Source organism: Pseudomonas sp. E141 (genome assembly GCF_052659885.1).
In genome coordinates this window covers 1,498,277-1,508,762 of record NZ_CP084024.1, presented here as the reverse complement: position 1 = coordinate 1,508,762, position 10,486 = coordinate 1,498,277, and the positions used below count along the sequence as shown (strand labels likewise).

The 10,486-nt window shown below is 60.1% G+C and carries 11 protein-coding genes and 1 pseudogene; 5 read left to right on the top strand and 7 right to left on the bottom strand.

Annotated features, from left to right (window positions below; all coding sequences use genetic code 11):
• Positions 1-10: 10 nt before the first annotated feature.
• Positions 11-508, top strand: coding sequence for a transcription elongation factor GreB (greB, locus tag GKKCFE_RS06850; RefSeq protein WP_047226347.1), 498 nt, complete (start codon positions 11-13; stop codon positions 506-508).
• 47 nt (positions 509-555) lie between these two features.
• On the opposite strand, the gene GKKCFE_RS06845 is transcribed toward greB, so the two are convergent.
• The 3 genes from GKKCFE_RS06845 to GKKCFE_RS06835 form a co-directional block, all read right to left on the bottom strand.
• Positions 556-864 carry a hypothetical protein gene (locus GKKCFE_RS06845; RefSeq protein ID WP_047226346.1) on the bottom strand — a complete coding sequence of 103 codons (309 nt, stop codon included), beginning with the start codon at positions 862-864 and terminating at the stop codon, positions 556-558.
• 252 nt (positions 865-1,116) lie between these two features.
• Entirely contained in the window at positions 1,117-1,551 is a 435-nt protein-coding gene (locus GKKCFE_RS06840) for a DoxX family protein (protein WP_047226345.1), read from the bottom strand.
• Positions 1,552-1,650: 99 nt separating this feature from the next.
• On the bottom strand, positions 1,651-3,072 hold the full coding sequence (locus GKKCFE_RS06835; RefSeq protein ID WP_076385722.1) for an MltF family protein: 1,422 nt from the start codon (positions 3,070-3,072) through the stop codon (positions 1,651-1,653).
• Between the two features lie 235 nt (positions 3,073-3,307).
• Here GKKCFE_RS06835 and GKKCFE_RS06830 point away from each other — a divergent pair, with 235 nt between their 5' ends.
• From GKKCFE_RS06830 to GKKCFE_RS06820, 3 genes and pseudogenes are all read left to right on the top strand, one after another.
• Positions 3,308-4,114 (top strand): TatD family hydrolase, encoded by an 807-nt coding sequence (locus tag GKKCFE_RS06830; RefSeq protein ID WP_445577652.1) that lies wholly within the window; start codon positions 3,308-3,310, stop codon positions 4,112-4,114.
• 209 nt (positions 4,115-4,323) lie between these two features.
• A complete protein-coding gene (locus GKKCFE_RS06825) occupies positions 4,324-5,805 on the top strand; it encodes a methyl-accepting chemotaxis protein (protein WP_445577651.1) in 1,482 nt (493 codons plus the stop codon).
• Between the two features lie 168 nt (positions 5,806-5,973).
• A pseudogene (locus GKKCFE_RS06820) lies at positions 5,974-6,192 on the top strand (terminase); the annotation flags it as partial.
• 8 nt (positions 6,193-6,200) lie between these two features.
• Here GKKCFE_RS06820 and GKKCFE_RS06815 read toward each other — a convergent pair.
• The 3 genes from GKKCFE_RS06815 to GKKCFE_RS06805 form a co-directional block, all read right to left on the bottom strand.
• Positions 6,201-6,998: an acyl-CoA thioesterase gene (locus tag GKKCFE_RS06815; RefSeq protein WP_445577650.1), complete on the bottom strand. Its 798-nt coding sequence runs from the start codon at positions 6,996-6,998 to the stop codon at positions 6,201-6,203.
• 215 nt (positions 6,999-7,213) lie between these two features.
• Entirely contained in the window at positions 7,214-7,975 is a 762-nt protein-coding gene (locus GKKCFE_RS06810) for a CHAD domain-containing protein (RefSeq protein ID WP_139050772.1), read from the bottom strand.
• A gap of 106 nt (positions 7,976-8,081) precedes the next feature.
• Positions 8,082-8,372: a hypothetical protein gene (locus tag GKKCFE_RS06805; protein WP_039588883.1), complete on the bottom strand. Its 291-nt coding sequence runs from the start codon at positions 8,370-8,372 to the stop codon at positions 8,082-8,084.
• A gap of 208 nt (positions 8,373-8,580) precedes the next feature.
• On the opposite strand from GKKCFE_RS06805, the gene GKKCFE_RS06800 reads away from it, so the two are divergent.
• A complete protein-coding gene (locus GKKCFE_RS06800) occupies positions 8,581-9,618 on the top strand; it encodes a patatin-like phospholipase family protein (protein WP_445577649.1) in 1,038 nt (345 codons plus the stop codon).
• 133 nt (positions 9,619-9,751) lie between these two features.
• Here GKKCFE_RS06800 and GKKCFE_RS06795 read toward each other — a convergent pair whose 3' ends face one another.
• Complete coding sequence (locus GKKCFE_RS06795) at positions 9,752-10,450, bottom strand: response regulator (protein ID WP_047226338.1); 699 nt, start codon at positions 10,448-10,450, stop codon at positions 9,752-9,754.
• Positions 10,451-10,486: the final 36 nt, after the last annotated feature.

The following is a 10,486-nucleotide window of genomic DNA, read 5'->3' as shown; positions in this document are numbered from 1 at the left end:
AGAAGTTGCCATGAGCCGTTATCGCCCACCCCGCACCGCCGGCACCGCGTTGATCACCCCTGAGGGCGAGGCGCGGATGCGCGCTGAATTTCATGAACTGTGGCATGTGCGCCGCCCTCAGGTGACCCAAGCAGTCAGCGAGGCGGCGGCCCAGGGGGATCGTTCGGAAAACGCCGAATACACCTATGGCAAGAAAATGCTGCGGGAAATCGACAGCCGCGTGCGTTTCCTCACCAAGCGCCTGGAAGCCCTCAAGGTGGTCAGTGAAAAACCCAGTGACCCGAACAAAGTGTATTTCGGCGCTTGGGTCACGGTTGAAGATGAGGACGGCAAAGAGTCTCGCTATCGCATCGTCGGCCCCGACGAACTGGACCTGAAAAAGAACCTCATCAGCATCGACTCGCCCTTGGCGCGGGCGTTGATCGGCAAAGCGCTGGATGCTGAGATCAAGGTTCAGACACCCGCAGGTGAACAACTTTTATATGTCACTCACATTGAATACATATAAAGCTTCACCAGCCCAAGGCCCGAAAAACCAAGTCATCTCAGCTCACCTCAGCGGCGGGTAATCAGCCCCTGTCGGGCCACGCGGGTCAATTGCCGGATCATTTCGCTGGCGTGCGCCGCACTGGGGGACTGGATAACGGCCAGATCGAAACTGTCATCGGCAAAACGCGCCAGAGACTCACCGTCTTCGACAAACTGGATAAGGAACGCCGCCGGCCCGTGATTGCGTCGCGGCCAGCCGTCGAGATAGCGCAATAGCGTAGGCTGGTGAGTACCGCCCAGAAGGATTTTTGGATTGCGTTGCAGAAGGTTCGCCGTGATCGGCGCAAGACGTACAAGGGGGCTGGATGCGTTCATCGTGTCGTGTCTCTGCCTCAAAAGTCTGCATGGCAGGTGAGAGGCAACACCGAACCAGCGCTTTAGCGGTATTTCGAAGCCCCGTGTGACCGGCTTCTATCGGTGACTGAATGAGTCACCTGGCGCCCCGCAAGTAGCTGTTTAAATCGGCGCATGAGCGGCATCCTAGAGAAGCTGACCGGCCAGTGTCAAGAATCTGCGCGCACAAAAAAGGCCCGTTCCAGACGGGCCTTCAATGATTCAGGTATGCAATCAGCGGGCGATGGCCTGGTCGACCGACAACTTGCCAGCACCTTCGATCAGCACCGCGACGCTGCCTGCCAGCAAAGCCAGGGCAAACTCATAACCGTTGTTGGCCATGAACAGACCGTTGCCAATGTGCACGGAGAAAATCGCCACCAGCGACAGGAAGGCCAGTCCCAGCGCCGCTGGACGGGCCAGCAGACCGATGATCAAGGCCAGCCCGGCGAAAAACTCAGTACCGCCGGCCAGTGTCGCCATCAGATAACCGGGGGTCAGGCCAATGCTTTCCATCCACTGCGCCGTCCCCGTCAGGCCGTAGCCACCGAACAGGCCGAAGAGTTTCTGGGAGCCGTGGGCGGCGAAGATGATCCCGACAACGATGCGCAGGACAGTCAGGCCATAGCCAGCGCGAGTAAACAGAACTTTGTTGATGAAAGTGCTCATTAGGTTCATTCCTTGGGATAAGTGGGTTGGCCGCTATATTAATCAACAAAATGCATGATAAAAGCGGAAAAAATCCGTGATACCAATCAGTTTACTCGATCATTTACGCACAACAACCTTTTGTTCCCTGGGTTCCAGCGACTCCCGTTCACGATCAAATGCCAGATAGTATTTGTTCACACTATTAACGTAGCTTACTGCGCCCATTCCCACCTGCTCCATGGCGATGCGTTCGACCTGGAAGAACCACTGATTGGGATTGAGTCCCCGCCGCCTGGCCTCGGCCCGCATGCCTTGGACACGCTCAGGCCCCATGTTGTATGCGGCCAGGACGAAGGCCATTCGCTCGCGCTCATTGAGCTTGGGGCTGGCGAAAAACTTTCGGCGTATCAAGGCCAGGTACTTAGCGCCAGCCTGCACGTTGGCGTCCAGGTTCTGGATGTTGCGCACCCCGACCCTCTGGGCTGCTGAAGGGGTAATCTGCATGAGACCCGTAGGGCCGCTGCCACTGCGGGCATTGGGTTGCAGGGAAGACTCCTTGAACGCCAGTGCCGCCAGGTTCAGCCAATCCATGCCTTGGGCCGTGGCATGTTTTTGCAACACCGGGCGCAGTGTCTCAAGACGCTGGCGATTGGCACGGGCCAGCGGATAGTGAACCCGGTACAAGCGGCGATAGATACGCAGAAACGCCGCGTCCTGATTGGAAGGCGCCTTATAAGTCGTCAGGAAGCGGTCGATGCTCGCTCGCAGCATGGCGGCGTCACGACGGACAAACCAATACTCGTCAGCCGGCTCGCCAATGAGCACCTGCCGGTCGAAACGCAGCTTGGGCAGGATCTTGCTCCAGCGTTCGGCAATGGGCTGCTCGACGATGGTCAGATGGAAAATCCCGGCCTGAACCATTTCCAGCACATCTTCCACCGCCAGGGTCGGGTCGACCCACTCGATCTTCACCGGCGGTAATTTACGCAGCGCCAGCTTCTGGTTGATCTGACTCAGGGCCTCCCCTGCGGCGCTACCGTTGGGCAGGGCCAGGGTCTTGCCCGACAGTTGCTCTACGCGGGTGTAGCGCCGCTGGCCCTTGGCTCCCACCAGAAGCAACGGCACGTCGGTGCGAATCGGATTGCTGGCGCTGACCGCAAGGCCAGCCAGGGGCTCGAGCAACTCGCCGGGCGCGACCAGATCGCCTTCTCCGCGTTGCAAGGCGCCCAGCAGTTGGTCCTTGGCCTTGGGAATGATCTTGAGGGTGATTTTCTGGTCATCCCGAGCGTGGCCGTTGAGGTATTGCTCGAAGGCACGTAAGCGATGATATTCGACGCCAATGGGTTGCCCCTTGACTTCGCCAGAGCTGTTGCGGCTCTGGTTGACCAAAACTTTCAGCACCCGGCTGCTGCGGATTTGCGCAAGGTCGCGCACCGTAGTCGGCGCTACCACCTGTACCGGGCCGGGCAGCCGCGCCTCGGCCGGCATCGGCAGCAACAGCGAACAACACAGCAGCAACAACACTTGGGGACGTGTCATCCACTCTCCGAAAGGATACCGCGGCCCGCAGCCTTGAAATATCGAAGCTGGGGTCGACAGAAACAGAGCACCTGGGGCGCTGAAAAGTGCGAAAGACTGGCACAGTGCTGGCGTTTATACCAACCCGACCGGTCTGGCGGCCTCAACAGACAGCCTCAACTCGTTGTAGTTCTTGGCTTTTCTTATAAATCTACAGCTCTGATATGCTTTGCGGCCTTTGGGTCGAGGTAGCACCATGCAACTCATCGATATCGGCGTCAACCTGACCAACCCCAGTTTTGCCGACAAACACGAGGCCGTGCTTGAGCGCGCCTATGCGGCCGGTGTCTGCCAACTGGTCTTGACCGGTACCAGCGTCGACGGCAGCGAACAGGCGTTTGAGCTGTGCCAGCGCCTCGATGACACCGGGGAGCGGCTATTTTCCACCGCCGGTGTTCACCCCCATAGCGCCAGCGACTGGACCGCCGATAGCGCCAGGCACCTCAAAGACCTGCTGAAACAAGACCGCGTTCGCGCAGTGGGTGAATGCGGGCTGGATTTCAACCGGGACTTCTCCCCGCGCCCGCAGCAGGAAAAAGTCCTGGAAGAACACCTCGCCCTGGCGGTGGAGTTGCAATTGCCGGTCTTTCTTCACGAACGTGATGCCGATCAGCGACTGCTGGAAATCCTGCGGGAGTTTCGCGACCAATTGCCCGCAGCGGTGGTGCACTGCTTTACCGGTGAAAAAAAGGCCCTGTTCAGCTATCTAGACCTGGACTTGCATATAGGCATCACAGGCTGGATCTGCGATGAGCGCCGGGGCACCCATTTGCATCCATTGGTACGGGAAATTCCTCGCACTCGCTTGATGCTTGAAAGCGATGCACCGTACCTGTTGCCTCGCACACTGCGCCCCAAACCCAAGAATGGTCGAAACGAACCGGCCTACCTGACGGAAACCTTGCGCGAAGTCGCCTTGCACCGGGGGGAAAGCCAGGAAGACCTCGCTGCCCATAGCACCGCCTGTGCCCGCGCGTTTTTTGGCTTGCCCACCCTCTCCTGACCCAATGAAAACCTGTGGGAGCGAGCCTGCTCGCGATAGCAATGGATCAGCTTGCCCATAGGCCGACTGGTACACCGCTATCGCGAGCAGGCTCGCTCCCAAAGGGGATAGGCGTTGTCTGTTGACCCATATCAACACCCCGCACCTTGGATAGCGGCACAATAATGGCACCTTGCCAAAACTGTTTCCGCTATCAGAGAAGACCTTCCATGGGTGCCTGGCTTAGCAATATCTCACTGAAGTACAAATTCTGGGCGGTCAATGCGGTCGCCTTTGTCACAACCTTGCTGCTCGTACTCTACGCGGTGCAGCTTGAACAACAAGCGCGCAACCATGCGGCCCAGGCAAACGCCCAGGCCCAGGCACGCTTGCTCAATGCCTGGCCTGCCGGGCAGCCATTGCCCAAGGCCGATCACCTGCTGGCATTCCAGCGCGGCCAGATTCCCACATTGAACGATCAATCATTGCCTTCAATAGCAGAGGCCAACGGCTGGGTAGCACTCTCGGCCAGCCCCCTGTTGGGCGACAACCCACTGCTGGGCGCCGAAGTAATCCGTGGCGGTGACGGCCAACAGTTGGCCGTGCTGGCCCAAGGCGCAAGCCTGAGCCAGGTGTTCAGGGAACGCTTCAGCCAATACGCCGTGGCGGTGTTCGTGTTGATGCTGGCCATGCTGGGCGCATCGCAGCTGCTAATCCGGTTTCTGCTCAGCCAGCTCAACACCCTGAAGGATGTGATGCTGCACGTGGAAAAAACCGGTGACCTGTCCGCCCGCGTCCCCTTGGCCTGCAAGGACGAAGTGGGCCAGATGGCGGCGGCGTTCAATGCCATGCAAGCCGGATATCAACGTGTGGTTGACACCGTTGCCAGCACTGCTCGGCAACTGGACAGCGGTGCAGCACGCCTGGCATCGAGCATGAACGATGTTCGCCACGGCATGCTCGGCCAGCAAAGCGAAACCGATCAGGCGGCGACGGCGATCAACGAGATGTCCGCTACGGTTTATCACATCGCCCAACATGCCGGTGCCACCCGCGACCTGTCGAAAAGCGCCGATACCTTGGCCGGCAATGGCCGCGAAGTAGTCAGCCGGGTGCAACAGTCGATCACCGGGCTCTCCCGCGGCGTGCAGCAGACCGCCGAAATGATCCAGCGCCTGGCCGAGGACAGCCAGAAGATCAACAGCGTGGTCAGCGTGATCCACAGCATCGCCGAACAAACCAATCTACTGGCCCTCAACGCGGCCATTGAGGCGGCGCGAGCCGGGGAAATGGGTCGAGGGTTTGCAGTGGTGGCCGACGAAGTACGCAACCTGGCCAAGCGGGTACAGACCTCCACGGATGAAATCACCGCCATGGTGTCGGCCTTGCAGACGGGAACCCGGGACGCGGTGGATTTCATGCAGGAAAGCTCCTACAAGGCCGACGATTGCGTGCAACAGGCCCGGGAAGCCGGTGAGGCTCTGGAGCAAATCACCGGGGCGGTGGCGCAGATGCGCGAGAGCAACACCCAGATCGCCGTGGCGGCCGAGCAACAAAGCCAGGTTGCCGAGGAAATGAACCGGGCGGTCGTGAGTATTCGTGACGTGACTGAAAACACCGTGCGCCAGACGGTGGACTCGGCCACCACCAGCCATGAACTGGCAACGTTGGCCGGTGAGCTGAACAAGGCGATCGGGCAGCTCAGGCTTTAGGACCCCGCTGCCAATTGACCTGCCTGGGAGAGTTCTTGCGGCCTGGGGTTTATCTGTGGGAGCAAGGCTATGGCCACCTATCACGTCGATAGCCAACCGCGATTCGTCGCGCTGCCCGGCCGGGCTTACGCTTGGGTTACTCGGTTAGCGAACTCAAGGATCAGCATCATGGGCAAACGTCACCCCCACTTCCCGGCCTGGCAATGGCGCACCTGCCTTGACCATCATGGTCACCCGAGCAATCCGGTGTTGCACCAGATTGCCGTACCGCTGTTCATCGTCGCGTTTTTGCTGATGGTATCGGGGGTGTTCAGCCTGAGCCTGGCCAATGTCGCCATCGGCTCCCTCGGCATGATTGCCGCACTCGTGTTGCAGTGCCACGGTCATGAAGAGCCTTAGGCGAAAATTGTCACCGTCTGCCGGCTCAGGGCGATCAAGCGACCATCAGCGCTCCAGAACCTGGCGGCGACATGGCCGTAGCCGTCCTGGGCATGCTCGATCTCGGCCAGGTATTTACACCAATCCAGTGTCGTAAGTTCCAGCAGTGGCTGGACGAATTCAATGGTCCAGGTGAGCGTACTGCCCGGCGCCATTTGAGTGAGATGGGGTAGCAGCGCCGGAGGCCAGGCATCGACCAATGCCAGGATGTGCCCCTCGTTCAGCGGCTCCTCTTTGACATCACCACGCAAGCGCACCCAGCCCCCCATGCTGCGGGATTTGTTACCGGTAAACGGCAGGCCACCAACACTCCAGCACAGCGCCAGGTGACGCATGAATTCCGGTGTAGCGCCCTTGATGTAGGGCAGTTCCTGGCATTGCTCCACGCTTTTGAACTCAGGCGCGGGGTCGGCCTGGACCGCCACCACGGAAGAGCGTGAGGCGCCGAAGCTGCCTTGTACCACGGTCACTACCTGACCGTTCTGTACCGCTCGCCCCAATACCTGGCTGACCGCCTTGCCTTCACGCAATACGTCGACTTCGAAACTGACGGGTACGTCGGCCGCTACCGGCCCGACGAAGGTGATCGCCAGCGAACGCACCGGGCGATCCGCCGGAACCCGCGCACGCATCGCTTCATATTGCAGCGCCGCCACCAGACCGCCAAAACTGGCGCGTCCCTGGCCCCATTCAGGCGCGATGATCACGCAGTCAGGCTGACGACGCACGGCATCGATCAAATCGGAAAAGCGCATGACAACCTCGAAAACATGGGAAAAGATGCAGGAATCTTAACCAGCCCAGACGGGTGGCACAGCGCTCATTCTGGCCAAAGAGACTGACACCAACCCCGCCAATCTACTGTGGGAGCGAGCCTGCTCGCGGTAGCGGTGAGTCAGCTTGAATAACTGGTGACTGACGCGGCGCTATCGCGAGCAGGCTCGCTCCCACAAGGGAATATCTGCAGGACTCAGGATTTTTTGAAGCAACTGGCAACGAGTTTATCGAGCACTTTATCGGACTTGGCCTCGGCCTTTTCCATGGTGCTGAGCCAGACCGGCACGCAGGATTGCAAGTCGCTTTCCTCCTTGGCCCGGGCCAGCCATTGCCAGCAATCGTGCCAGTCCCCCAGAGCGCCTTGGGCGGACTTGAGCCGTGGCATGGCTGCTTCGGGCAGGCGGTCAAGTTCGGGGTAGGCTTCGATGGCGTAGCGCACGCGCTTGATCAGCAGCCGCAAACGATGGCGATCATGGGCCGGATCGCCCAAGGCTTCGCCGAGTTTCTTCCATTGTTTGTCCAGGCGCTTTTCGATGCGTTTGCGCAGACCTTTAAGCAGGTCCTGACGTTGCGCCGCGCGAATGAAGCGCGGGAAAGCATCGAGCACCATCAGCAATTGGGCCAGCTCCGGGCTGCCGGCAACGGCGGGATAAGCATCGGCCATTTGCACCTGGCGCTGCCGCGCGGCTTCGATCTTGCCGTGCTGCTCAAGGTAGGCGGCCAGCACTTCCCGGTCACGCAGGGGCGTGGTCAGCGCGCCGACCGCCGAAGCCGCCGTTTCCAGTTGTTCGACACCCGGCAAACCGCGCAACGGACGAAGCAAGCTGCGCAAACGGCGGACCGTGGTCCGCAGGTCATGCAGGGCTTCACTGTCGGTATGGGCATTGAGGCGGGCCTGACAGGCCAGCAGCCGGACTTCCAGGCCCAGTATCCGGGCCACCAGCCGATCAATCATGGGGACGTACTCCGTACGTAGCGTTGAGCGTCAAGCGGCAAGCTTCAAGTGAGGAGCAGAGTGCTCCCCTAACTTGTAGCTTGCCGCTGACAGCTTGTCGCTGCTATTAACGCCCTGCGCGGGATTCGCGGATGTAGAAACGGGCCTTCTCGGCCTTTTTGGTGCACCCCTCAAACGCTTCGAACTGCTGCTGGGTCTTGGCGCCGGTCAACAACGACAGGGCCTTGGAATAACTCACGGTGCCGGCAAAACCTTCGGCCTTGGCCAGGTCCAGTTCGCGCCAGGCGCTGTCGAGCTGGCTGCCGCAGCTATCGCGGTAAGCGGTCTTGCCGGCACAACCGGCCAGAGCCAAAACCATCAAGGATGCCACCAGGGGCAGACAAATTCGGGCTTTCATCAATTACACCTCAAGTCAGGTCAACAGTCGTGCAAGTAAGACGGTCCAGCCCGCAAAAAGTGCCAATGCCCGACCGCGTAAATACAAGTGTGGGCGAGCATACGCAAATGCCGGCACGGCGTATCAAAAAACGACACCTGCGCCACAACGATTGAGCCCAGCCGTCGATAAGTGCATTGTTAAAGTCTGTTTTACAAGAGGCCGGGTCATGACAAAACGTGTCGCATTGGTACTGGGATCGGGTGGCGCCCGGGGCTACGCCCATATCGGGGTGATCGAAGAAATCGAACGACGTGGCTACGACATCGCTTGCATCGCCGGCTGCTCCATGGGTGCCGTGGTGGGCGGAATCTATGCCGCGGGCAAGCTCGACGATTACCGTAACTGGATTGAAAGCCTGGATTACCTGGATGTGCTGCGACTGGTGGACGTCAGCTTTCGCCTGGGGGCGATTCGCGGCGAGAAAGTCTTCGGGCAAATTCGCAAGATCGTCGGCGAACTCAATATCGAAGACCTGCGTATTCCCTACACTGCCGTGGCCACCGACCTGACCAATCAGCAGGAAATCTGGTTCCAGGAAGGTTGCCTGCATCAGGCAATGCGCGCCTCGGCGGCGATTCCCAGCCTGTTCACCCCCGTGATGCAAGGCAACCGCATGCTGGTGGATGGCGGCCTGCTCAATCCGTTACCCATCGTGCCGGTGGTGTCGAGCCATTGCGACCTGATCATCGCGGTCAACCTCAACGCCACCAACCAGAAACAGTACCGACTGCCGGTCATCCAGCGCCCGGCAGCGTTCAAGCGTCGCTTCGACACCCTCGTCAGTTCCCTGGGCTCGCGTCTACCGTTCCGTCGCAAGCAAGCCGAGCAGTTGCTGCTGCTGGAACAGGAGGCGCTAAAAGCCGAAGCCGCCGAGATCAATCCATGGCTGGAATCCGCCGAGCCCGAGGGCCAACAACCGGCCGCCACGCCGGAATCCGAAGGTGCGCCGAAATCGGCGACCGGTTCGTTCATCATCGACAACGTTGGCCCGGCCTCGCTGATGGATCTGATCAACCAGAGTTTCGAGGTGATGCAGACGTCCCTGGCCCAATACAAGATCGCCGGGTATCCACCGGATGTGCTGATCAACGTGCCGAAACGGGTGTGCCGGTTTTTCGAGTTCTACAAGGCGCCGGAGCTGATCGCCCTGGGGCGGGAGATTGCCAGCGATACGTTGGATCGCTATGAGAATGAGCAGAACTGATAGAGCGCTCGTGGCGGTGAGGGCCTCTTCGCGAGCAGGCTCGCTCCCACACTAGATCTGCGGATTCAAGAACATCACAACGCCTGTGGGAGCGAGCCTGCTCGCGATGACGGCAGCTCAGCCAACATCAAACTCAAAGTCCACCCTCCCCCAACAACCGATACCCAACCCCCGCCTCGGTCGCAATGAACCGGGGCCGGGTCGGGTCGTCCGCCAGTTTTTGCCGCAGATGACCGACCACGATCCGCAGGTAATGGGTGTCTTCGGTGTGGGTCGGGCCCCAAATGTCCTTGAGCAATTGCTGCTGGGTAATGACCCGCCCGGGATGGCGCGCCAATTGCGCCAGCACGGCGTATTCCTTGCGGGTCAGGGCCACTTCGGTGCCATCGAGCAGGACCCGGCGATAAGCCAGGTCCACCGTCAGCGGACCAAACGTCAGCGCCGCTTCCCGCGCCTCGCCTGCCGGGGCCTGACGCAACAAGGCACGAATGCGCGCCAGAAACTCCTGGATGCCGAACGGCTTGGTGACGTAATCATTGGCGCCGTTGTCCAGCGCCTCGACTTTCTGCGCTTCGCTGGCCCGCACCGAGAGCACCAGCACCGGCACCGTGGACCATTGGCGAAACTCGCGCAGTACCTGCTGGCCGTCCATGTCCGGCAGGCCCAGGTCGAGCACCAGCAGATCGGGCTTGTTCAGCGCCGCCTGGGCCAGGCCTTCGGCGCCGGTGCCGGCTTCGAGCACCTTGTAGCCTTGAGAAGTCAGGCTGATGCGCAGGAATTTGCGAATCTGCGGTTCGTCATCGATGACCAAAAGGGTCGCGGTCTGGCTCATGAGGTCCGTTCAATGCAATCAGGTGGAAAGAGAGTA

Coding starts and splice junctions, on each gene's coding strand:
- greB (WP_047226347.1), top strand. CDS start 11: ATGAGCCGTTATCGCCCACCCCGCACCGCCGGCACCGCGTTGATCACC.
- GKKCFE_RS06845 (WP_047226346.1), bottom strand. CDS start 864: ATGAACGCATCCAGCCCCCTTGTACGTCTTGCGCCGATCACGGCGAAC.
- GKKCFE_RS06840 (WP_047226345.1), bottom strand. CDS start 1,551: ATGAGCACTTTCATCAACAAAGTTCTGTTTACTCGCGCTGGCTATGGC.
- GKKCFE_RS06835 (WP_076385722.1), bottom strand. CDS start 3,072: ATGACACGTCCCCAAGTGTTGTTGCTGCTGTGTTGTTCGCTGTTGCTG.
- GKKCFE_RS06830 (WP_445577652.1), top strand. CDS start 3,308: ATGCAACTCATCGATATCGGCGTCAACCTGACCAACCCCAGTTTTGCC.
- GKKCFE_RS06825 (WP_445577651.1), top strand. CDS start 4,324: ATGGGTGCCTGGCTTAGCAATATCTCACTGAAGTACAAATTCTGGGCG.
- GKKCFE_RS06815 (WP_445577650.1), bottom strand. CDS start 6,998: ATGCGCTTTTCCGATTTGATCGATGCCGTGCGTCGTCAGCCTGACTGC.
- GKKCFE_RS06810 (WP_139050772.1), bottom strand. CDS start 7,975: ATGATTGATCGGCTGGTGGCCCGGATACTGGGCCTGGAAGTCCGGCTG.
- GKKCFE_RS06805 (WP_039588883.1), bottom strand. CDS start 8,372: ATGAAAGCCCGAATTTGTCTGCCCCTGGTGGCATCCTTGATGGTTTTG.
- GKKCFE_RS06800 (WP_445577649.1), top strand. CDS start 8,581: ATGACAAAACGTGTCGCATTGGTACTGGGATCGGGTGGCGCCCGGGGC.
- GKKCFE_RS06795 (WP_047226338.1), bottom strand. CDS start 10,450: ATGAGCCAGACCGCGACCCTTTTGGTCATCGATGACGAACCGCAGATT.